Origin of the sequence: Rhizobium sp. X9, from assembly GCF_018873185.1 — a bacterium.
Taxonomy (GTDB): Bacteria; Pseudomonadota; Alphaproteobacteria; order Rhizobiales; family Rhizobiaceae; genus Agrobacterium; species Agrobacterium oryzihabitans.
Map to the genome: position 1 here is coordinate 1,297,823 of NZ_CP071311.1, position 22,440 is coordinate 1,320,262.

Genomic DNA, 22,440 nt, shown 5'->3' on the forward strand with positions numbered 1-22,440 from the left:
ATGGTGACGATCAGAGATCAACGTCGAGGATCGCCATGGAGAAGTTGTACGAACGGTCGCCGTCTTCGTCATCGATGTAGACGACGCCGAGAAACTCTTCGCCAAGATAAACTTCGGCAGAATCGTCCTTGCGGGGACGCGCCTTCACAACCATCTTTTCATTGAAGGTGCGCTTGAAATAGGCGTCGAGTTTTTTGATTTCGTCGGCTTTCACCACTATTCTCCTGTGCGGTTCGCGTTGCGCCGCTTTTGGCATGGGACAAAGGCCAAAGTAAAGTGAAAGCGGCACATTGCCCCATGTCTTTCACAGGCCATGGCTTTCACGCGTCGCGTTCCACATGGACGATTAAGACCATACCGGACCCGTCAGATATCGGCTCCGATGACCTGGTCCATCAGGCGCGAGGGTTCCGAACACCCTGCTTCTCCCACCACCCGCGCCGGCACACCGGCAACGGTGGTCTTCGGCGGGACCGGTTTCAGCACCACCGAACCGGCGGCAATGCGCGAGCAGCTGCCGATCTCGATATTGCCGAGGATTTTCGCGCCCGCGCCGATCATCACGCCATTGCCGATCTTCGGATGACGGTCCGCCCCCTCCTTGCCGGTGCCGCCAAGCGTCACGCCGTGCAGGATGGAAACGTTGTCGCCGATCACAGCTGTCTCGCCAACCACGAGCCCGGTGGCATGGTCGAGGAAGATGCCCTTGCCGATGCGTGCAGCCGGATTGATGTCCGTCTGGAAAATGCTCGACGAGCGGCTTTGCAGATAAAGCGCCAGATCCCGGCGGCCCTTCTGCAGCAGCCAATGGGCAAGACGATGGGTCTGGATGGCCTGAAAACCCTTGAAATAGAGCAGCGGCTCCATGAAGCGCGTGCAGGCCGGGTCGCGATCGTAAACGGCCTGAATATCGACACGCAGCACGCTTCCCCATTCCGGCCAGTCATCCAGCATGTCCTGGAACGTCTGGCGCAGAAGAACGGCCTGCATATCGGGATGATCTAGGAGTTCGCAGATACGATAGATCACGCATTCTTCGAGAGACCGGTGATTGAGGATCGTCGAATAAAGGAAGGCGGACAGCAGCGGGTCCTGCGCTGCGGCGCTACGCGCTTCATGCAGCAGGCTGCCCCAGATCGGATCGACGATCGCCAGCTGTTCGGGCTGACGGGCCTCGGTACGTGCGACCATGAATGGTCTCCTCGTTTGCAGTGGTCGTTCTTTATACAGAAAAAGACGTGCATAAGAAATGGGATTCGAATGACGACTTTAAAGGCGGCAAGGCTTCAGTTTTTCTTCATGCAGCGTGAAAAAGCGTTTCTTGCCGCCCCCGGTCAAAGGCTGCGGTAAAATTCCAGAACAGCCGCCTTGAACACCCGGTCGCCAACGGCGAGCATGTGGTCACGGCCGGGAATGTCGATCGCCCGCGCATGCGGCATGATCGCCGCAAGTTCGGCCCCCGATCCAGCGATATCGTCACTCGTTCCGACCGCAATCAGCGTCGGGGCATCGATCTTTGCAGCCTGTTCGCGGGTCACGAGAACCCGCGATGTCTCGATACAGGCGGCCAGCGCCAGCCGGTCGCTTTTCGTCTGGTCGGCAAAGGCGCGGAACATGCGGCCGCGCTCATGCGTGACGACATCGAGCGAGGGCGCCAGCAGCGCCTCAGCGATCGGATCCCAGTCGCCCACGCCCTCGACCATGCCGATGCCGAGCCCGCCGAAAACGAGCGAGCGGACACGCTCCGGATGGGCCATGGCCAGAAAGGCGGAAATGCGCGCACCCATGGAATAACCCATCACATGGGCTTCCGCGATACCGAGATGATTGAGCAGCGCCACCGCATCACCGGCCATGACGGACGGATAATAGGCTTCCGGATCATGTGGCTTGTCGCTTGCACCATGGCCGCGATTGTCGATGGCGATCACCCGGTAACCCGCATCTCCGAGCGTTTTCAGCCAGCCGGGATGCACCCAGTTGACATTGGCGCTAGAGGCAAAGCCGTGAATCAACAGGACCGGATCGCCCGCCGGATCGCCTTCGTCAAAATAGGCAAGGCGAAGACCGTCATGGGAAAAATCGGAAAATTGCGGCGTGTTGAGATTCATCAAGGACATCCTTTTTGCCGGACCATATGGCAGGAAATCGCAATTTTGAACATGTTTTCCTGACGATTTTTATGGAGATGCAATGCGTTTGAGGCTACATATCCGCAGCAATGAGCCCATGATCGAGGACGATCTGCGGCTTAACCACGATATTGCATTTGGAGACGAACATGGCCGGGCATTCCATTCCCCACTTCCAGAACGATGGCGGACACAGCGTAATCGAGATCGGCGTCAAGGAATTCATGTGCACCGGCGCTTCGGTGCCTTTCGATCATCCCCACATCTTCATCGATATGGGCGACGACAACGAGAAGGTCTGTTCCTACTGCTCCACGCTTTACCGCTACAATCCTTCGCTGAAGGCCGAGCAGACCAATCCTCCGGGCTGCGTCTTCCATGTGAAGGCCGCCTGAGCTTCCACCTCTTCTGATCGGGGCGCATCATGCCCATCACCTCCGCAGCCATTGTCGGTGCCGGTATCGCCGGTCTCACCGCCGCTCTTTCTTTTGCCCTGCACGGCGTCAGCTCCGACATCATCGAACAGGCCGGTGAACTGGCGGAAGTCGGCGCCGGCCTGCAGCTGTCGCCCAATGCCGCCCGCCTCCTCGCCGAACTCGGCGTGATGCCGCAGATCGAGGCACGCTGGACGGAGCCGGTCAGCGTCGATCTTGCATCGGGAAGAACGCTTGCCCCGCTATTATCGCTGCCCATGGGCGCAGTGGCCCGCACACGCTGGGGGGCACCCTACGGCGTCCTCCACCGCTCGACGCTGCAACGCGCACTTCTCGATGCGGTGACCCGCAATCCACTCTGCCGCCTGCATCTCGGCAAACGTCTGGAAAACGCCACGGCGGATGTCATCGCCTCGATCACCTTCCGCGACCATGACCTGATAGTCGGCGCGGACGGCGTGTGGTCGGCGGCCCGTTTTGCCGTCCCCTCTGCCCCCGTCGCCACCTTCTCCGGCAATGTCGCCTGGCGCTTCACGGTCGCTGCAAAAGATGTGCCTTCAGCCATCAACAAAAGCGCCGTCACCGCCTATCTCGGTTCGGGCGGCCATATCGTTGCCTATCCGCTAAAGGAAGTCGGCGGCTTTAACATCGTTGCCATCGCGCTCGGTGCCGATCCCGGCGCGACATGGCGGGCCGAATCGAGCGGGCAGCAGAAAGCCATGCTGCTCGCACAATTTCGCGACTGGAGCCCGGATATCGTCCGGCTCCTGTCGTCTTCGGAAAATCCGACCTTCTGGCCGCTTTATCAGGCCGGTCCCGGACGCTGGCACAATGGCCGCGACACGGTGCTGATCGGCGATGCCGCCCATGCGATGATGCCCTTTGCGGCACAGGGAGCGGCTATGGCCATCGAGGACGCATTTGAACTGGCGGGCACGCTTGCCGGAACGACCCTGCCCGTGCCGCAAGCCCTTGCCGCCTTCGAGGCCCTGCGCCTTCCGCGCATAGAAAAGGCCCGCAAGCGGGCCTCCCTCAATCGTTTTGCCTATCACGCCACGGGTCCTGTCCGTCTTGCCCGGGACTTCGTCTTTTCGACACGTCCGACGGAAGCCTTTCTAAAAGACTTCGACTGGCTTTATGGCTACCGCGCCAAGGGCTGAGGTTAGACCCCAGCCGCCGCCGCAAACCCGGCCTCGAGATCCTTCTTGAGGTCGGCGATATCTTCAAGCCCGATCTGCAGACGGATGACCGGACCTTCCGACGGGCCTTTGGCAATCGTCCTGTCGACAAGCGATACGGAAACGGCAAGCGATTCGTATCCGCCCCAGGAATAACCGAGCCCGAAGAACGTCAGTGCATCGAGGAATGCCGCAGCCGTCTGCTTGTATTTGCCCTCCTGCGCCTTCAGCACGAAGGAAAACACGCCGCTCGCGCCCTTGAAATCGCGCTTCCAGAGTTCGTGCCCGGCAAAGCTCGGCAAGGCCGGGTGCAGAACGCTGACAACATCGTCGCGGCTTTCCAGCCAGGTGGCGATATCGAGGGCGCTCTCCTGATGGTGGGCCAATCGAATGCCCATGGAGCGCATGCCGCGCAGGATCTGATAGGCGTCATCCGGCGTCACGCAGATGCCGAGATTGGTATTGGCCTGATAAAGCGCCTTCCAGTGCTTCTCATTGGCCGAGACGAACCCCATCAGGACATCGGAATGCCCGGAGGGATATTTGGTGGCGGCGTGGATGGAAACATCGACGCCGAAATCGAGCGGCTTGAAATAGAGCGGCGTCGCCCAGGTATTGTCCATCGTCACGACGCAATCGTGCCTGTGAGCAATCTCGGTGACCAGCCGGACATCCTGCATCTCGAAAGTGTTCGAACCCGGCGCTTCCAGATGCACGAGCTTCGTATTCGGCCGAATGAGCGCCTCGATGCCTGCCCCGATCGCCGGGTCATAATACTCCACGTCCACACCGAGCTTCTTCAGCATCGTGTTGCAGAAGCGGCGCGTGGGAAAATAGACGGAATCAACGACCAGCGCATGATCGCCCGCGCCGAGATAGGCAAGGAAAGGCACAGTGATCGCAGCAAGACCGGATGGTACGAGAATCGTTCCGAACGAACCCTCCAGCTCGTTGACGAGATTGCACAGCGCATCCGTCGTCGGCGTTCCGTGGGTCCCGTAGGTATATTTCTGGTTTTCAGTCGAAAGCGTCTCGGCGTCGGGGAAAAGTACGGTGGAGCCGCGCACGATCGGGGGATTGACGAAACCGAAACAGTCCGCGGGATCGTTGCCGCCATGGGTCAGGCGCGTATTCACACCTGCGGCGGAAAGCAGGTCATTTTTCTTGGTCATTTCAGATCAGCTTTCGAAGGGATATTGACGCAAGCGACAATGCTAAGAGCGAACGGCGAGGTCAAGTCCCGCAAAGCATCGCCGGCGCATCGATTGCTGCACGGTAAAGCAGCATACAAGAAGTATACAAAATTCGTGCAAGTGCAAATTTTCGCAAAAATATGCTTATATTTTCACCCTTTGCACACTTCCCGACCAAAATTTGGAAAATTCCGTTTTATAGGCACAATTATTGCCGGCACGTCTTGACCCCGCTGCCAATTGCGATTGTGATAGAAAAAGCGGATCGAAAAGGTCTTGCTGAAGGGGGAGCTGGGGTAAAACAAAGATGCCGGTCCCCTTCCATTGACGATAACAAACAAAGGTTGGGAAAAATGAAAAAGGCAATTCTGTCAGCCGCTATCGGCGCAGCAGTTTTGGGAGGAGCCTCGGTCGCTTCGGCTGCGACGCTTCAGGATGTGAAGTCGAAAGGTTTCGTCACCTGCGGCGTGAGCGCGGGCATTCCGGGATTTTCAAATCCCGACGACAAGGGCGAATGGTCCGGTATCGACGTGGACTATTGCCGTGGTATTGCCACAGCGGTTTTCGGTGATCCTTCCAAGGCAAAGTTTGTCGCCCTTTCGAGCAAGGACCGCTTCCCGGCCCTGCAGTCTGGCGAAGTCGACGTTCTGACCCGTAACACCACCTGGACGATCAGCCGCGATACATCGCTCGGCTTCAACTTCCGCACCGTCAACTATTATGACGGCCAGGGCTTCATCGCCAAGAAGGGCCTCAACGTGAAGTCCGCGCTTGAGCTTTCCGGCGCCGCCGTCTGCGTTCAGACCGGCACGACCACCGAACTCAATCTCGCCGACTACTTCAAGACCAACAATCTTCAGTACAACCCGGTCGTTTTCGAAAAGGAAGCCGACGCAACCTCCGCCTATGATTCCGGCCGTTGCGACGTCTACACCACCGACCAGTCGGGTCTTTACGCCATCCGCCTCAAGCTGAAGAACCCGGACGACAACATCGTTCTGCCTGAAGTCATCTCCAAGGAGCCCCTTGGACCGGCCGTTCGCCAGGGTGACGACCAGTGGTTCGACATCGTGACCTGGGTTCACTACGCCATGGTCAATGCCGAAGAACTGGGCATCACCTCCAAAAACGTTGATGAACAGAAGACCAGCGCCAACCCGGATATCAAGCGTCTGCTCGGCACCGAAGAAGGCACCAAGATCGGTACCGACCTCGGCGTGACCAACGACTGGGCTTACAACATCGTCAAGCTGGTGGGTAACTACGGCGAAGTCTTCGACCGCAACGTCGGTGCCGGCTCGCCGCTGAAGATCGAGCGTGGCCAGAACGCGCTCTGGACCAAGGGCGGCCTGCAATACGCACCGCCGGTCCGTTGATCGACCCCATCCTCGGCTAGATCATGCAGGGAGGCTGGGCAACGCCCAGCCTCCATTTGAAATTATATAAATAAGCTCGCAAAGAGCATATAAAAGGGAAAGGTGCCTATGGCAGGCAACGCGGTCAGTTCGCAACGATCGCGCGCGCAAAGCGCGTCGTCACTTATCTATGATCCACGCATACGCGGCATATTCTATCAGGTTCTGACAGTCGTCATCCTGACCGCCTTCGTCTGGGTCATCGTGACGAACACGATCACCAATCTTCAACGGGCAAATATCTCATCCGGCTTCGGCTTCCTCAACGGAAGAGCCGGTTTCGATATCGGCCAGTCGCTCATCGCCTATACCAGCGATGCGACCTATGGCCGGGCGCTGCTCGTTGGCATTCTCAACACGATCCAGGTCGCATTTTTCGGCATCATCGCCGCCTCGATCATCGGTTTCATCGTCGGTATCGCGAGACTTTCGAGCAACTGGCTGATCTCGAAGCTCGCGCAGGCCTATGTGGAAATCTTCCGCAACATCCCGCCCCTGCTTGTCATCTTCTTCTGGTACAAGGGCGTCATTTCTGTCCTGCCGCAGGCGCGCGATTCTCTGGAATTTCCGCTCGGAAGCTACCTCAACAATCGCGGTTTCTTCTTTCCCAAGCCCCTCTGGGGCGAAGGCACGTGGCTCATTCCGCTCGCCTTCCTGGTAGCCATCGTCATCAGTTTCTTCGTTTACCGCTGGGCAAAGGCGAGGCAGGAAAAAACCGGCCAGCAGTTCCGCACCGGAATCACGGTCACGCTTCTCATCATCGGCCTGCCGCTCGCGACATTCCTCGCGCTTGGCTCACCGCTGACATTCGACTACCCGATTGCCGGGCGGTTCAACCTCTCGGGCGGCGCGGTCGTCGCACCTGAATTCATGTCGCTGTTTCTGGCGCTCTCCTTCTACACCGCCTCCTTCATCGCCGAGATCGTTCGCGGCGGCATCAAGGCCGTGGCAAAGGGGCAGACCGAGGCAGCGGAAGCACTGGGCCTTCGCCAAAGCACGACGACACGTCTGATCGTCGTTCCGCAGGCAATGCGCATCATCATTCCGCCGCTGACGAGCCAATATCTCAACCTCACCAAGAACTCCTCGCTGGCGGTCGCTGTCGGTTTCGCCGACATCGTCTCCATCGGTGGCACGATCCTGAACCAGACGGGACAGGCGGTTGAAGTCGTTGCGATCTGGCTGGTCATCTATCTCTCGCTGTCCCTGCTCACGGCCGTGGTCATGAACTGGTTCAATGCGAAAATGGCCCTGGTGGAGAGATAATCGATGACGATCAGCAATCACGCTTTCGTGCGACACACCATTGAGGATGCCAAACCCGCGCCATCGAGCGCGGTCGGCATCGGCCATTGGCTTCGCACCAAACTCTTCGCCACGCCAAAGGACACCGTCCTCACGGTTATTGCCATCGCCTTCCTTGCCTATCTTCTGCCGCCAGTCATCGACTGGCTGTTCATAGATGCGGTGTGGACCGGCAGCGATCGCATCGCCTGCCTGACCGCCTCCCAGGGCGGTGCGCTTCCGGACGGCCAGTCCGGCGCGTGCTGGGCTTTCGTTTCGGCCAAGCTCGGGCAATTCGTCTTCGGTCGCTACCCGCTCGACGAGCGCTGGCGTCCGATCCTCGTGATGGTGACATTCGCCATCCTGCTCGTGCCCATGCTCATCCCGAAGGCGCCGTTCAAGCGTCTGAATGCGCTGGCGCTTTTCATCATCCTGCCCTTCATTGCGTTTTTCCTGCTCATCGGCGGCGTCTTCGGCTTGCCTAAGGTGGAAACGCAGCTCTGGGGCGGCCTGATGGTGACCCTCATCCTGTCGTTCTTCGGGATCACGGTCTCCCTGCCCTTCGGCATTCTTCTGGCACTCGGCAGACGGTCAAACCTGCCGGTCATCAAGATGCTCTGCGTGCTTTTCATCGAAGTCATCAGAGGCATTCCGCTGATCACCGTGCTGTTCTTCGCCAGCATCATGCTGCCGCTGTTCCTGCCCGACGGCTGGACCTTCGACAAGTTCCTGCGCGCGCTGGTCGGTGTGTCGCTGTTCTCCTCGGCCTATATGGCGGAGGTGATCCGCGGCGGCCTGCAGGCCATTCCGAAGGGACAATATGAAGGGGCGGATTCGCTCGGCCTGAACTACTGGCAGAAGACGCGGCTGATCGTGCTGCCGCAGGCGCTGAAGCTCGTCATTCCGGGCATCGTCAACACCTTCATCGGGCTTTTCAAGGACACGTCGCTGGTCTCGATCATCGGCATGTTCGACCTGCTCGGCATTGTCACACTCAACCAATCGGATGCGAACTGGGCGACACCCGTCACGGCGATGACTGGCTATATTTTCGCAGGCTTCGTATTCTGGATATTCTGCTTCGGCATGTCGCGTTATTCGCTGTTCATGGAACGGCACCTCGACACCGGGCATAAACGATAAGGGACGCTCAAATGGCAGAAACCCAAGCAAAAAAACTGACCGTTTCGGCTACGGACGTGGCAATCGAAATCGTCGGCATGAACAAGTGGTACGGCGACTTCCACGTGCTGCGCGATATCAACCTGAAGGTCATGAAGGGCGAGCGCATCGTCATCGCCGGCCCTTCGGGTTCCGGCAAGTCGACCATGATCCGCTGCATCAACCGGCTGGAGGAACATCAGTCGGGCCTGATCAACGTCGATGGTATCGAACTCACCAACGACCTGAAAAAGATCGACGAGGTGCGGCGCGAGGTTGGCATGGTGTTCCAGCACTTCAACCTGTTCCCGCATCTGACGATCCTCGAGAACTGCACTCTGGCGCCGATCTGGGTTCGCAAGACACCCAAGAAGGAAGCCGAGGAAATCGCGATGCACTATCTGAAGCGCGTCAAGATTCCCGAGCAGGCCCACAAATACCCCGGCCAGCTCTCCGGCGGCCAGCAGCAGCGCGTGGCGATCGCCCGCTCGCTCTGCATGAAGCCGAAGATCATGCTGTTCGATGAGCCGACATCGGCGCTCGACCCGGAAATGGTCAAGGAAGTGCTCGACACCATGGTTGGTCTTGCCGAAGACGGCATGACGATGCTGTGCGTGACCCACGAAATGGGCTTCGCCCGCCAGGTCGCCAACCGCGTCATTTTCATGGACCAGGGCCAGATCGTCGAACAGAATTCGCCTGCCGAATTCTTCGACAATCCCCAGCACGAACGCACCAGGCTGTTCCTCAGCCAGATCCTGCACTAAGACTGCGCGATCACCAAAGCATCATCCAGCGGGGCCTTTTCGGCCCCGTTTTTTTTATGGTGGCAAACAGTTCTCCACACTCGACGTCATCCTCGCCCCTGAGGCGAGGATCCACCTCTTCCCCGCCCATGGATCCTCGCCTCAGGGGCGAGGATGACGGGCCGAGGGGTTCTGCGCAGCTGGTTTAATTTGCCCCGGTTTCTCACCTTCCCAGCGAAGCAACAGCCACACCGAGTCGTCGTTCCACATTACTTCCCCTCCATCAAAACGGTGAAACCATCAACTCCGCCAACCATTTAACCATCTGTTACGAAACAAGAATCCTTGTTTTGTAGGGCTTGTAGCGGCCCATGTCATTTTTTTGTCAAATCATGCATTTTTCCGCTTGCAGACCTTCGGGAGCCTGACTATAAGGGCGCCACACCACAAGCGCACGCGCCCTTCGTCTATCGGTTAGGACGTCAGATTTTCATTCTGAAAAGAGGGGTTCGACTCCCCTAGGGCGTGCCACTTGCTTTCGTGTTCTCCCTTCAAGATATGCAATAGCGTAATTTACCAGGATCGTTCTTCGGTCGGGTATCCGCAAATTTTCCATCGCGACGATGACGACGCTGGAACCGATTCCCCGCAGGTACGTTAAAATGCGGTCCCCCCGATGGAAGGCGAGCCGGGCGAAATGCCGGTGGGCAAATTATACGGCTTGCCTTTCCCTCCTCCCCGATTTCCGTGCTGCCAAACCAGCGATCAATTGAAGCCAGCTAAGGCTTCAGTAATCGTGCACTTCATTTGACCAAGCCAAAAATCGCTCCAAATCACTCAGCGATAGAGCCGTTATTTCAAAGCTTTGGCCTCTCCCATCACGGTTTTCCACAGCCCTTCCGCTCCGCTAAAAAAAACTCGTCATGAAGCGAAAAAAATCGATTTTTCCGCTTGCGGACCTTCGGGAGCCTGACTATAAGGGCGCCACACCACAAGCGCACGCGCCCTTCGTCTATCGGTTAGGACGTCAGATTTTCATTCTGAAAAGAGGGGTTCGACTCCCCTAGGGCGTGCCACTTGCTTCTCCCATAAAATCATCATTCTACATAAAGTTCCTCACGCGATACGTGAGAATGAAGACGCGCATCGTTGCCGTTCGTCCGTCCGCTGTTTCCCTGAAATTGAAGCTCGATCCGCAGCCCCTTCAGGGCGCGAAAGCCGCGTCCAGAACCCGCAATTGCACACGCCTCTGGCCCTGCCAGAGATCGGCGCCCACCGTGCCTGCCACATGGATGGACCTGCCGCGCGCATTCAGCAGCATCTGCCCCAAAGGGGCCTCTGCGGCGCGAAATGCGATGCCGTCCAGCCGCGAGCCGTCCATGGCCTCAAGCGTGATCTTGACGTGGGCGGTGCCGACGAGGCGCACATCGCGCAGCCTGTGGGCCGGCACGGCAAAGATCGGCTGGGAATGACCGGAGCCATAAGGACCTGCCTGCTCCAGCTGATCGACCAGTTGCAATGTCGCGCCGGACGCGCCGATCGCGCCGTCGATCTTCAGCACGCTGCTTTCCACCAGTTCGCTCACCGTCTTGAGGGCGGCCTCCTCGAAGAAAGCCCGGAGCTTGCCGAGATTGGCGCGCTCCACCGTCAGGCCGGCCGCCATGGCGTGACCGCCACCCTTGACCAGCAAGCCGGCCTCAACGGCGGCGCGCACCATACGCCCCATATCGAAACCGTTGATCGAACGGCCCGAGCCGGTGCCCTTGCCGGAGGGATCAAAAGCAATTGCAAAAGCCGGACGGCGGAAACGGTCCTTCAGCCGCGAAGCGAGCAGGCCGACGATACCCGGATGCCAGTTTTCCCGGGCCGTGACGATGACACCGGCGCCTGACCCGTCGCCATATTCGAACAGGGCTTCCGCTTCTGCTTCCGCCAGCATCGCGGCTTCCATGGACTGCCGCTCGCGGTTCAGATCGTCCAGCCGTTCCGCGATCACCTCGGCCTGCGAAGAATCGTCGATAGTCAGGAGGCGGCTGCCAAGTGCAGCGTCGCCGATACGGCCGCCGGCATTGATGCGCGGCCCGATCAGAAAGCCGAAATGATAGGGTGTGACAGGTCCGCCAAGCCCGGCCTTCTTGAACAGCGCAGCGAGGCCGGGGTTGTTCATGTGGCGCGCAGCAATCAGCCCCTTCACCACATAGGCGCGGTTCAGCCCCTTCAGCGGCACCACATCGCAAACGGTGGCGAGCGCGACTATATCGAGGAGCGACAGTAGATCGAGCGTGAAGGCCTGCCGGTTGCGCCTGTCTTTCAGCAGCCTGAGGGTAGCAACCAGCACCAGAAACACCACGCCGGCAGCGCAGAGATGCCCCTGCCCCGAAAGATCGTCCTCCCGGTTGGGATTGACCAGCGCGACTGCCGGCGGCAGTTCCGAGCCAACCTGGTGGTGATCGATCACCACCACATCGGTGCCCGCATCCTTCGCGGCCTGCAGCGATTCATGGCTGGTGGAGCCGCAATCGACCGTCACGATCAGGGTGGCGCCATTGGCGGCAAGCTGCTGCATCGCCGCCGGGTTCGGCCCGTAGCCTTCGAAAATCCGGTCAGGAATGTAGATTTCCGGTGTGAGCCCGAAATGCGCAAGAAAACGGTACATCAAGGCGGAAGAGGCAGCGCCGTCGACATCGTAATCGCCAAAGATCGCCACTTCTTCGCCGGTCTCGATGGCGCGCACGAGCCTTTCGGCCGCCTTCTCGCAATCGGTCAGCATATGCGGATCGGGCATCAGGGAACGGATTGTGGGATCGAGGAAAGCAAGGGCGTCATCGACGCCCACCCCGCGCCCGGCCAGCACCCGTGCAATCAGTTCGGGAATGGCATGGACCTGCGACATGGCCAGCGCGCGGTTCTGTCCGGCCTGATCCAGCCGTGAAACCCAGCGCTGTTCTGTCGCCGACCGCTCCACGCTCAGAAATGCGCGGGCCACGGTATCGGCCGGCTCCATCATTGCCATCCTGTCCATCGTCCTGTCGTGTGCGTGCGCATCCGCGCCTTTTCTTACACCGGGCTAAATGGCGATGGCGGGTTTTTCAAGCAAAAACGCCTGCGTAGGGTTTCACACCGAAAAAATCGAGAAGAACGGGCTGACGATCGATACCGCGCCGACCAGCAGCAGCAGCGAGAACACCGCAAGGGAACACCAGTTGCGCTCATAGTCGGCAATATCGAATTCCATGCTTCGAATATTGTCATTGGCATTGTGAGGCCGTGCCCGATGATGGGCGGCCAGAACGCCTTCGCGCTTGTTGTCCTTGAAAAGGATAATCGATGTCACGGCCACGCCTCCCTCGCTTGGTGAACATGATTAACCATAGAGGCGAATCGCGTTGCATTCCAGTGAGTTTGGAGAGGCTCGCACAAATTTTATAGGCGTTACCGGTTCAAATAAAAGCCAAACAGGTTTCGCTGAAACTTCTGTTCGGTCATCCTCGGGCTTGACCCGAGGACCCACCGCCACAAGAAACTGGATCCTCGGGTCGAGCCCGAGGATGACGTCGCGTTTGACGAGAGGCTGTCGTGTCCGGCATCAGACACGACGCCATCTTTTCTGATTTATCAGGTCCGCTCGATGCGGATGACCTGCGGTTCGCTGACGAGATATTTCTCGTTCTTGATCGCCTTCACGGCCTTGCGGATCGCATCTTCCATCGTTGCATGGGTAACGAGGATGATCGTCTGCGGCGCGCCTTCCACATGCACGCGCTGGCGCTGCACGATGGATTCCAGCGAGATGTTGTTGTCCGCCATGCGGCTGGCGATGGAGGCGAAGACGCCGGCCTGATCCTTCACCGTCAGGCGAATGAAATACCCGCCCTCATGGCTCTTCATCTTGGCGCGACGATATTCCGTCAACGACTTCGCCGGGCGGCCGAGCACCGGGACCTGCTGGGCACCGGGACGGCTCTTGGCGATATCGGCGATGTCGCCGAGCACGGCCGAGGCCGTGGCGTTGCCGCCCGCACCCGGACCGACCATCAGCAGCTCGCCGAGAATATCGGATTCGATTGCGACCGCATTGGTCACGCCATCAACCTGGGCAATGACGGAATCGAGGGGAACCATGGTCGGATGCACCCGCTGCTCGATGCCGGATTCGGTCACCTGCGCCACGCCGAGAAGCTTGATGCGATAGCCGAGGTCGGCTGCCGCCTGGATGTCCTCGCTGGAGATGTTGGTGATGCCTTCCAGATAGATGTCATCGGCCGAAATCTTGCTGCCGAAGGCAAGCGTGGTCAGAATGGCAAGCTTGTGGGCGGTGTCGTTGCCCTCGATATCGAAGGCCGGATCGGCTTCCGCATAACCCAGCCGCTGCGCTTCCTTCAGACAGGCCTCGAACGAAAGTCCTTCCTTCTCCATCTTGGTCAGGATGTAGTTGCAGGTGCCGTTCATGATGCCGTAGATGCGCGACACATGGTTGCCGGTGAGAGACTCGCGCAGCGCCTTGATGACGGGAATACCGCCGGCCACAGCCGCTTCGAAATTGAGGAGCGCGCCCTTCTCTTCGGCAATCGTCGCGAGTTCCACGCCGTGCTTGGCAAGCAGAGCCTTGTTGGCAGTCACCACATGGAGACCGCGCGCAAGTGCGGAGCGGACGGCATTTTCCGCCTGCCCGGAAGCGCCACCGACGAGTTCGACGAATACGTCGATATCGGCTTCGCTCGCCATCTGCTCGGGCGTGTCGAACCAGGTAATACCCTTGAGATCGATGCCGCGGTCGCGCGAACGGTCACGCGCGCTGACGGCAATAATCTCAATCGCGCGTCCGCAGGTGTTTGCAAGTTCGTTGCTTCTCTGCTGGAGGATGCGCACGAGCGAAGCGCCGACAGTGCCGAGCCCCGCTATGCCGATTCTCAATGAATCTGCCATGGGTATGTTCCTGATTTGCTGATGATGGTGGCGGCCGGGACCCGGCCGCCTTCGGTTGCCCTTATCTGTGGGCGTTGAGCGAAACGACATTGTGCATCGTTTCGTCTGCGCTCGACAGGAAACGCTTCAGATTGCGCGCTGCCTGACGAATTCGATGCTCGTTCTCCACGAGCGCGAGGCGGACGTAATCATCGCCCATCTCGCCAAAGCCGATGCCGGGAGCAACGGCGATATCTGCCTTCTCGACGAGTATCTTGGAAAATTCCAGGCTGCCGAGATGACGGAACTTTTCCGGGATTTTCGCCCAGGCGAACATCGTCGCCGCCGGCGGCGGAACCTCGAAACCGGCCTTGCCGAAAGTATCGACCATGACGTCGCGGCGGCGGCGATAAACGCTGCGCACTTCCGCAATGTCGGAGCCGTCACCGTTCAGCGCATGCGTCGCCGCAACCTGGATCGGCGTGAAGGCGCCGTAGTCGAGATAGGACTTCACGCGGGTCAGCGCCGCGATCAGCCGCTCGTTGCCAACGGCAAAGCCCATGCGCCAGCCGGGCATGGAGAAGGTTTTCGACATGGAGGTGAATTCGACCGCAACGTCGATCGCGCCCGGGACCTGCAGCACGGAAGGCGGCGGGTTGTTGTCGTCGAAATAGATTTCCGAATAGGCAAGGTCGGACAGCACGATGATCTCGTGCTTCTTCGCAAACGCGATCACGTCCTTGTAGAAATCGAGCGAGGCAACATGCGCCGTCGGGTTAGACGGGTAGTTGACGATCAGCGCAAGCGGCTTCGGAATGGAGTGGCGCACAGCCCGCTCCAGAGGCCCGAAGAAGCTTTCATCCGGCTCGACATTCATCGAACGGATAACGCCGCCCGCCATCAGGAAGCCGAAGGCGTGGATCGGATAGGTCGGGTTCGGACACAGGATCACGTCACCCGGCGCCGTGATGGCCTGCGCCATATTGGCGAAACCTTCCTTGGAACCGAGCGTGGCGACAACCTGCGTATCCGGGTTCAACTTCACGCCGAAACGGCGGGCATAATAGGCTGCCTGCGCGCGGCGAAGGCCGGGAATGCCCTTGGACGAGGAATAACGATGGGTGCGCGGATCCTGAACGACCTCGCAAAGCTTGTCGACGATCGCCTTGGGGGTCGGAAGGTCGGGATTGCCCATGCCGAGATCGATGATATCGGCCCCGGCCGCTCGCGCGCTCGCTTTCAAACGGTTGACCTGTTCGAAGACGTATTGCGGCAGACGCCGGACCTTATGAAACTCTTCCATCTCTTTCCTCATGGGAATGGACCGGTTCTTCCGGTCCATAACGAAGGTTCGTTTTTTGTTTTTAAACGCCGCCGACACGAACCGATCCGGCAGGCGTTATTCATTGTAGCGCAAAGCACGGGAAAACCTACAGGGCTTTTCTCGGTCTGCGCGGCATCGCGATCATCCGCCCGTGCCTTCGGCACGGCCTTTTCGGCCCCGAAAGCAAGGCGGATCACGCAACAGGATCAAGGAACTTGCATAACGCCAGATTCTTGGAAAATGCAAGGCAAGCCATGCTCAAGAACGGCCATTCCTGTCGTTCAGCCGCGCTCGCCCTTCACAATTGCCGTGCGGATGACCGAAAGCACCCGTTCAGGCTTGATATCCGTGCAGACCAGCTGGCTTGGATGCCCGTCCCAGTCGCCCGGCGGAAAGGCGCGGCCATCCGGTTTCTGAATGGTCTGGCCGTCGGCAAGCCCGCCGCAGACGACGCGGATAGGCCCGCTGCGGGTCTCGAACAAATCAGGCGCCACGAGATAGACGCAGGCGCAGCTGTCATGCACCACCATGCCATCGCCGGTCCGGGTCTTGTAGAAATCAATATAGAATTGCGACAGATCGGAAAGCAGCTGCACCGGCTTGCCGCCAGCCTCCGCCATTTCCGCCATGAAGGCGCTGGTCATCACCGTTTTCGTTGTCACGTCGAGGCCGACGACGACCACGCGCCAGGGTGCGGTGAAGACCAGATCGGCCGCTTCCGGATCGCCGTGAATATTGGCCTCGGCCGCCGGCGAAACATTGCCGTTAATGTCGAAGGCACCGCCCATGACGATCACCTGCTTCACCAAGGCCGCAAAATCCGGCTCTTCGCGCAGCGCCAGCGCCAGATTGGTCATGCGGCCGACGGCAATCAGGGTTACCTCGCCGGGATTGGCCTTGACCGTCTCGATGATGAAGCGGTGCGCCGGACGCAGATCGAGCGGCAGATCGACGGTCTCGGGGATGTCGATATCGCCAAGACCATTTTCGCCGTGGATGAATGTCGGCCAATGTCCTTCCTTGCGGGCAGGATCGAAGGTCACGCCCGCGCCCCTGGCGACCGGTGCCGTCATCTGCCATTCCCGTTTCAGGAAAAGCGCATTGCGGGTGGTGATATCGATGGGCGCATTGCCGAAGACCGTGGTAACGCCGATCAGATCGATATCGGGGTGGCGATGCAGAAACAGAAGCGCCATCGCGTCATCCACACCGGGGTCCGTATCGAATATCACTTTATGCATAATGCCCTCATCCGTATGTCCTGAGCCTCACCGCCGCTCCTGGCGATGCGCCACGGAAACATACCCATAAGCGGCAGCACCGCAATCCCCCCGACTGCAGCAGATCAGAGAGAAAAATATTGCGTGGCGGTCTTTTCGGTGAAAGAAGAGGTCCTCTCCCTTCCGCCTGCCCGGACATGCCAAGTGCAAGACATCGCCCTCAACGTTTTCCTCGTCCTTTTCTGCGTCGCCATCTTTGCCGGATTTATTGATTCCATCGCCGGCGGCGGCGGTCTCATCACCATTCCGGCCATGCTGATCATGGGAATTCCGCCGCTCGACACGCTCGGCACCAACAAGCTGCAATCGCAGTTCGGCTCGGCCTCCGCCACGCTTGCCTATGCAAGGCGCGGCCATGTCAATCTCAGGGAGCAATTGCCGATGGCCATCATGGCCATGTTCGGCGGAGGGCTCGGCGCTGTCACCGCCGCCTTCGTGCCGTCGGATCTCCTGCGCACCATCATGCCGTTTCTGCTGATCGCCATCGCCCTTTATTTCGCCTTCAAGCCGCAGCTCAGCGATATCGATAGCCACCGCCGTATCACGCCCTTCGTTTTCGGCCTGACGGTCGCACCGCTGGTGGGCTTTTATGACGGCGTTTTCGGCCCCGGCGCGGGTTCGTTCTACATGTTGGCCTTCGTGGCGCTTGCCGGGTTTGGCATGCTGAAGGCAACCGCCCATACCAAGCTTCTGAACCTCGGTTCGAACTTCGGCGGTTTCGTTGTTTTTGCAATTGGCGGCGCGGTTCTGTGGAAGCTCGGCCTTGCCATGGGTGTCGGCCAGTTCGTCGGCGCGCAGATCGGATCACGCTTTGCGATGAAGAACGGCGCAAAGATCATTCGCCCGTTGCTGGTTCTCTCCTGCCTGGCCATGGCGACGAAGCTTCTTGTGGATGCCTCATCCGCATGGTCGATCGCCACGATCTGGGATACGATTTTTCCGAAATGACAGGAAGCGGGAGCGTTTCCGTCCAAACCGGAAACGCATTTATTCTCAAGCGCTGGCTCAAGCGCTGGCGCGGCCACGTCTGCGGTCGGCGATTTCCCTGATCACCACCATCGCACCGACGAGCTTGTAGGTGGAGGAATAGCAGGGCGACATTTCCAGCGACTTCACGATCGTGTTGCCGTCGTGGTCTTCCGCATAGGTATATTTCGACGTGTCGCCCTTGAAGCAATTGTCGAGTTTCTCACGCAGGTCGTTCTGGAAACGGTGGACGCCGACAAGCTCGGCAATATGGCAGCCGACAAGACCCTCCGGCGCGTTGCGCTGGAAGGCGTCGAGAGCGTTGGCGAAGGATACCCGGTAGCCGGGGGAAACGATGACAACGGGCTCGTCGAGATCGTTGAGCATGTCCTCATCGAGGACCAGATGCCTGTGGTGCCACTCCAGAGTGTCCTCGTCCTCGTCGCCGATGACCTTTGACTTGAGCGGCATGCCGACATACCGGTCAACCAGAGTTCTCAGAAGCTCGGAGTTGCGCTGCACGCAGCCGAGATCTTCCGCCTCATGGTTGAGGAGATCAATGGCGAATCGAAACTGCTCGCGAATGTCCTCGGAACTTCCAGTCTGACGCCCGACAACCCGCTCGAGAAGCTGCTCCAGTTCACGCTCCAGCACCGCGATCTTGTCGGCCTCGTTTTTACCAACGGCAGATTGCAGTTCCGTGTAACGCAGCCAGAACAGCTCAATCAAATCTTTCAACCCAACTCTCCCTGAACGGGCAAACACACACCGTTCCCGATCCGAACGGATGGACCCTTTATCCCCTTATTGTAGCGTCCGCGCCTTTAAAAATGAGGTAACGGAGCGCGCAAACGCCGCAGGGATTGTTGTCCAAAATATCACAGCCGCCGCTATTTTTTCAATTTCGATAATCCATGAGCGAAAAATGAGGTTCCACTAATATGGAAAAATATCGAAATATACAAATTCGCGGCCGAACTTTGTGAAAATCAAGCGCAAACAGGGACGCGGCAAACGCCTCAGATCTGGTGTTTGACGTCCCAGCGGTCGTGATACCAGAGCCATTGGCCGGGATATTCGCGGACCCAGCTTTCCACCTTGTCGTTCAGAAGCTGCGCTGTCGCCTGGATGTCGACATTGCCCTTTTCATCGCGCGGGATCTCGACCTTCGGCTCGATTTCCAGCCGGTACCGATTATCCGGCAGACGGATGCAGCGGGCGGGATAGACATCGCAGTTGAACTGCCGCACCAGCTTGGCAAGCAGCGGATTGGTGCGAACCTCAAGGCCGAAGAACTTCGTCGTCAGCCCCTTGCTGAACTTCTGGTCGACGAGCACGCCGACACCGCCGCCCCTTTCCAGCTGACGCGCAAGCGCGAAGGACGAGCCGGCATGCGACGGCACGAGATTGCCCATGCGTTCCTTGCGGAACTTGAACACCTTGTCGGCCACAAAAGGATTGTTCGGCGGCCGGAATAGCACGGTCACATCGAGACCGAAGGCGGAACTGGCCACCGGCAACAGTTCGAAATTGCCGCTATGGGCGGTAAAGACGATGAAGGGCCGCGGATTGTCGCGCAGTTCAAGAAAAGTCGGAATGCCCTCGACCTGAATACGGCCGGGCTCGTTCTTTTCCGGATCGAAATCGAACAGCCGGTCGAGAAAGACATATTCCGCCGCAAGCCGACCCATATTGGCCCAGCTGTCCATGGCGATCGCGAGGCGCTCCTCCTCGGATTTTTCCGGAAAGGCGCGAGCGAGATTATATAGCATCAACCGGTGGCGGCCGGTTTTAGGCCCCACGAAGCGCGCCAGCCGGTCGGCAGCGCGAATGCCCGCATCCGCCGGAAAAAGCTTCAGCAGGTTGAGAAGGCCGAAGGCAAATGTCGCAATCAGCCATTGCCGGAAATGGTCCAGTTTCAGGACGATCCGCGTGAGGAATAATTTCACGATGGTCAATCCATCCGCAGAACGATCTTGCCGAACACCTGGCGCGTTTCCATGCGTTCCAGCGCCCGGTCGATATCATCGAAGGTGACTTCGGTGTCGATAACAGGATGAACGATGCCACGCGCCATCTTCTGCATGGCATTGGCCATGTTTTCCATGCGGCAGCCGAAGGAGCCGAGCAGCTTCAGCTGCTGCTGGAACAGCATCATCAGATTGATATCGGTGGAGACGCCGGAGGTGGAACCGCAGGTGACGAGGCGGCCGCCGCGTTTCAGCGAGAACATCGAGGCGACGAAAGTGTCCTTGCCGACATGTTCGAACACCACGTCGACACCCTTCTTTTTCGTCAGCTTGCGCACGACGCCTTCGAAACGGTCTGTCCGGTAGTTGATGACGTGATCGGCGCCGAGCGCCTTCGCCCGTTCGATCTTGTCGTCGGAACCGACTGTCGTGATCACGGTGCAGCCCATCTTCTTGGCAAGCTGGATCGCCGCCGTACCGATGCCCGAGCCGCCCGCATGCACGAGGATGGTTTCGCCGGGCTCAAGCTTGGCATTGTCGAACAGCATGTGCTCAACCGTGCCGAAAGTCACCGGGGCAAGCGCCGCGCCAATGGCATCCACGCCATGCGGAGCCGGAACGAGCTGGCGGGCGGGAATGTTGATCTTTTCCTGCGCAAAACCGTCGAGATGGAAACCGTGCACGCCCTGAACATGTTCGCACAGATTGTCACGGCCTTCGCGACAGGGCTTACAGAGCCCGCAGGTGCGCGCGCCGTAGACCGCGACGAGCTGGCCCGGCAGCACGTTCGACACGCCGGGACCGATGGCCTCCACCACGCCGGAGGCCTCGGCACCGATGGTCAGCGGCATCTTGCGCTTGGCAAAAGCCATGCCGCGCCAGCCCCACACGTCGATGTGGTTGAGCGCCACGGCCTTGACGCGCAGCGTCACCTCGCCCGGTCCCGGTGCGTCCGGTTCGGGCAGGTCCACTTTTTCGAGCTTCCGGTCGTCGACGAGTTGAAGAGCGCGCATGTTTCAGTCCTTCGCCCGAGGGCGTTTATCTCAAGAGTAATTCCAGCAAAACTCTGTAACGGTTTTGCGGTCGGAATGCGTAATCAAAGAAGCGAGAGCGTTTCCGGACGTCCGTTCGGGCCGGAAACGCTTCTGTCTGGCGGAACCGATTATGCCGGTTCCCGTGTCATGACAAGGCTTGCATTCTGCCCGCCAAAGCCGAAGGAGTTGGAAAGCACGGCATTCACAGTCGCGTCCCGCTTCACATTCGGCACCACGTCGAGCGAAATGGTGGGATCGGGATTGTTGTAGTTGATCGTCGGCGGCAGGGTGCCGGTCAGCATGGTCTGCAGCGAGAATACCGCCTCAACCGCGCCTGCAGCCGTCAATGTGTGCCCGATCATCGACTTGTTGGACGACAGCGGAATATTCTTCAGGCCCTCACCGAAGACGGCAAGCATCGAGCCATATTCCATCTTGTCGTTTTCCGGCGTCGAGGTGCCGTGGGCGTTGATGTAGCCAATATCGCTTTCAGCCACGCCTGCATCCGCCAGCGCCGCGCGGATCGTCGCAATCGCCGGGCCGCCATCGGGTGAGGAACGTGTGCGGTGGAAACTGTCGGCCTTTTCACCGGCACCCTTGATGATGCCGAGAACCTTGGCGCCGCGTGCGACGGCGGCTTCCAGCGATTCCAGCACCAGCGTGGCTGCACCTTCAGCGATGACGAAACCATCGCGATCCTTACTGAACGGCTTGGAAGCCTTTTCCGGCGGGTCGTTCTGGGTCGACAGCGCCGACAGCAACGAAAAGCGGATCAGCGCCTCGGCGCTAACCGAACCGTCGGTCGCAACCGTCAGTGCCCGCTCGGTGCGGCCCTGCCGAATAGCCTCGACGCCGAGCTGGATCGCAGTCGCGCCGGATGCACAGGCGGTCGAGAGTGTTACCGGCAGGCCGCGGGTGCCGAAACGGTCGGAAAGACGTTCGGAAATCGCGCCGAAAAGTGCAGCTTCCTGAAACGCCGGATCGGGACGCTGACGGAAGGCCGTCAGGAAACGTTCATAGGCGTCACCCGGCTGGGCGGCCGGCGGAGACCGGTCTGCAAGCTCGAAACGGGCACTCCATTCCGGCTCGATCGGCGGCGCGGCCAGAAACAGCGGTCCGTCGAAATCGCCGGAGATACCGGCCTGCGCAAGCGCCTCGATGGTCGTCTCGCGCGCAAAGGCATAGGAGCGTTCGACGGAATTCGGTGCGGGAACGTCGATGAAATCGACCGTGCCGCTGATACGGGTGGAAAGCCCCTCCGTGGGGAAACGGGTGATCTTGTGGATACCCGATTTGCCTGATGTCAGCGCCGCCCAGTTATCGGCAAGCCCCTGCCCCAGCGAGGTGATGATGCCCATGCCGGTGACGGCGACGATCGGGCGACCGAGATGATCCTTGAAATTGGAAGTCATGGTCTT

Annotated in this window: 20 protein-coding genes and 2 tRNA genes; 9 read left to right on the forward strand and 13 right to left on the reverse strand. The window is 59.3% G+C overall.

Annotation, left to right across the window (positions count from 1 at the left end; genetic code table 11):
* Nucleotides 1–10 precede the first annotated feature (10 nt).
* The 3 genes from JZY08_RS06345 to JZY08_RS06355 form a co-directional block, all read right to left on the reverse strand.
* Nucleotides 11–214 (reverse strand): DUF3126 family protein, encoded by a 204-nt coding sequence (locus tag JZY08_RS06345; RefSeq protein ID WP_003515356.1) that lies wholly within the window; start codon nt 212–214, stop codon nt 11–13.
* 152 nt (nt 215–366) lie between these two features.
* Complete coding sequence (gene cysE / locus JZY08_RS06350; RefSeq protein WP_082184288.1) at nt 367–1,191, reverse strand: serine O-acetyltransferase; 825 nt, start codon at nt 1,189–1,191, stop codon at nt 367–369.
* A 143-nt stretch (nt 1,192–1,334) separates the two neighbouring features.
* A complete protein-coding gene (locus tag JZY08_RS06355) occupies nt 1,335–2,111 on the reverse strand; it encodes an alpha/beta fold hydrolase (protein ID WP_216331368.1) in 777 nt (258 codons plus the stop codon).
* A 170-nt stretch (nt 2,112–2,281) separates the two neighbouring features.
* On the opposite strand from JZY08_RS06355, the gene JZY08_RS06360 reads away from it, so the two are divergent.
* Nucleotides 2,282–2,527 (forward strand): zinc-finger domain-containing protein, encoded by a 246-nt coding sequence (locus tag JZY08_RS06360; protein WP_003495891.1) that lies wholly within the window; start codon nt 2,282–2,284, stop codon nt 2,525–2,527.
* 29 nt (nt 2,528–2,556) lie between these two features.
* Nucleotides 2,557–3,726: an FAD-dependent monooxygenase gene (locus tag JZY08_RS06365; RefSeq protein ID WP_137037633.1), complete on the forward strand. Its 1,170-nt coding sequence runs from the start codon at nt 2,557–2,559 to the stop codon at nt 3,724–3,726.
* Nucleotides 3,727–3,728: 2 nt separating this feature from the next.
* Here JZY08_RS06365 and JZY08_RS06370 read toward each other — a convergent pair whose 3' ends face one another.
* A complete protein-coding gene (locus JZY08_RS06370) occupies nt 3,729–4,916 on the reverse strand; it encodes a cystathionine beta-lyase (RefSeq protein WP_216331369.1) in 1,188 nt (395 codons plus the stop codon).
* 374 nt (nt 4,917–5,290) lie between these two features.
* On the opposite strand from JZY08_RS06370, the gene JZY08_RS06375 reads away from it, so the two are divergent.
* The 6 genes from JZY08_RS06375 (at nt 5,291) to JZY08_RS06400 (ending at nt 10,619) form a co-directional block, all read left to right on the forward strand.
* Nucleotides 5,291–6,313: an amino acid ABC transporter substrate-binding protein gene (locus JZY08_RS06375; protein WP_003495880.1), complete on the forward strand. Its 1,023-nt coding sequence runs from the start codon at nt 5,291–5,293 to the stop codon at nt 6,311–6,313.
* Between the two features lie 108 nt (nt 6,314–6,421).
* A complete protein-coding gene (locus tag JZY08_RS06380; RefSeq protein ID WP_003495878.1) occupies nt 6,422–7,618 on the forward strand; it encodes an amino acid ABC transporter permease in 1,197 nt (398 codons plus the stop codon).
* Nucleotides 7,619–7,621: 3 nt separating this feature from the next.
* Nucleotides 7,622–8,779, forward strand: coding sequence for an amino acid ABC transporter permease (locus JZY08_RS06385; RefSeq protein ID WP_082184291.1), 1,158 nt, complete (start codon nt 7,622–7,624; stop codon nt 8,777–8,779).
* 11 nt (nt 8,780–8,790) lie between these two features.
* A complete protein-coding gene (locus JZY08_RS06390; RefSeq protein WP_003495874.1) occupies nt 8,791–9,564 on the forward strand; it encodes an amino acid ABC transporter ATP-binding protein in 774 nt (257 codons plus the stop codon).
* 435 nt (nt 9,565–9,999) lie between these two features.
* A tRNA-Glu gene (locus JZY08_RS06395) sits at nt 10,000–10,074 on the forward strand.
* Nucleotides 10,075–10,544: 470 nt separating this feature from the next.
* Nucleotides 10,545–10,619 (forward strand) — tRNA-Glu (locus JZY08_RS06400).
* A gap of 128 nt (nt 10,620–10,747) precedes the next feature.
* Here the strand turns inward: JZY08_RS06400 and recJ are convergent.
* The 5 genes from recJ to JZY08_RS06425 all read right to left on the reverse strand — a co-directional run bounded on the left by recJ (nt 10,748) and on the right by JZY08_RS06425 (nt 17,013).
* Complete coding sequence (gene recJ, locus JZY08_RS06405) at nt 10,748–12,556, reverse strand: single-stranded-DNA-specific exonuclease RecJ (RefSeq protein WP_253204066.1); 1,809 nt, start codon at nt 12,554–12,556, stop codon at nt 10,748–10,750.
* A gap of 102 nt (nt 12,557–12,658) precedes the next feature.
* Entirely contained in the window at nt 12,659–12,883 is a 225-nt protein-coding gene (locus JZY08_RS06410) for a hypothetical protein (RefSeq protein WP_003495870.1), read from the reverse strand.
* 275 nt (nt 12,884–13,158) lie between these two features.
* Entirely contained in the window at nt 13,159–14,469 is a 1,311-nt protein-coding gene (locus JZY08_RS06415) for a homoserine dehydrogenase (protein ID WP_003495869.1), read from the reverse strand.
* A gap of 61 nt (nt 14,470–14,530) precedes the next feature.
* A complete protein-coding gene (locus tag JZY08_RS06420) occupies nt 14,531–15,751 on the reverse strand; it encodes an LL-diaminopimelate aminotransferase (RefSeq protein WP_003495867.1) in 1,221 nt (406 codons plus the stop codon).
* 302 nt (nt 15,752–16,053) lie between these two features.
* Entirely contained in the window at nt 16,054–17,013 is a 960-nt protein-coding gene (locus JZY08_RS06425; protein ID WP_216331370.1) for a nucleoside hydrolase, read from the reverse strand.
* 183 nt (nt 17,014–17,196) lie between these two features.
* Here JZY08_RS06425 and JZY08_RS06430 point away from each other — a divergent pair, with 183 nt between their 5' ends.
* Nucleotides 17,197–18,000, forward strand: coding sequence for a TSUP family transporter (locus tag JZY08_RS06430; protein ID WP_035242795.1), 804 nt, complete (start codon nt 17,197–17,199; stop codon nt 17,998–18,000).
* Nucleotides 18,001–18,057: 57 nt separating this feature from the next.
* On the opposite strand, the gene JZY08_RS06435 is transcribed toward JZY08_RS06430, so the two are convergent.
* From JZY08_RS06435 to JZY08_RS06450, 4 genes are all read right to left on the reverse strand, one after another.
* Nucleotides 18,058–18,756, reverse strand: coding sequence for a hypothetical protein (locus JZY08_RS06435; RefSeq protein WP_137037636.1), 699 nt, complete (start codon nt 18,754–18,756; stop codon nt 18,058–18,060).
* Between the two features lie 281 nt (nt 18,757–19,037).
* Nucleotides 19,038–19,976, reverse strand: a complete 939-nt coding sequence (locus JZY08_RS06440; protein ID WP_003495859.1) for a lipid A biosynthesis lauroyl acyltransferase — start codon at nt 19,974–19,976, stop codon at nt 19,038–19,040.
* Nucleotides 19,973–21,001 (reverse strand): zinc-binding dehydrogenase, encoded by a 1,029-nt coding sequence (locus JZY08_RS06445; protein ID WP_082184294.1) that lies wholly within the window; start codon nt 20,999–21,001, stop codon nt 19,973–19,975. The genes JZY08_RS06440 and JZY08_RS06445 overlap by 4 nt, the downstream gene beginning before the upstream one ends.
* A gap of 149 nt (nt 21,002–21,150) precedes the next feature.
* Nucleotides 21,151–22,434 (reverse strand): beta-ketoacyl-ACP synthase, encoded by a 1,284-nt coding sequence (locus tag JZY08_RS06450; protein ID WP_082184295.1) that lies wholly within the window; start codon nt 22,432–22,434, stop codon nt 21,151–21,153.
* Between the last annotated feature and the right edge of the window lie 6 nt (nt 22,435–22,440).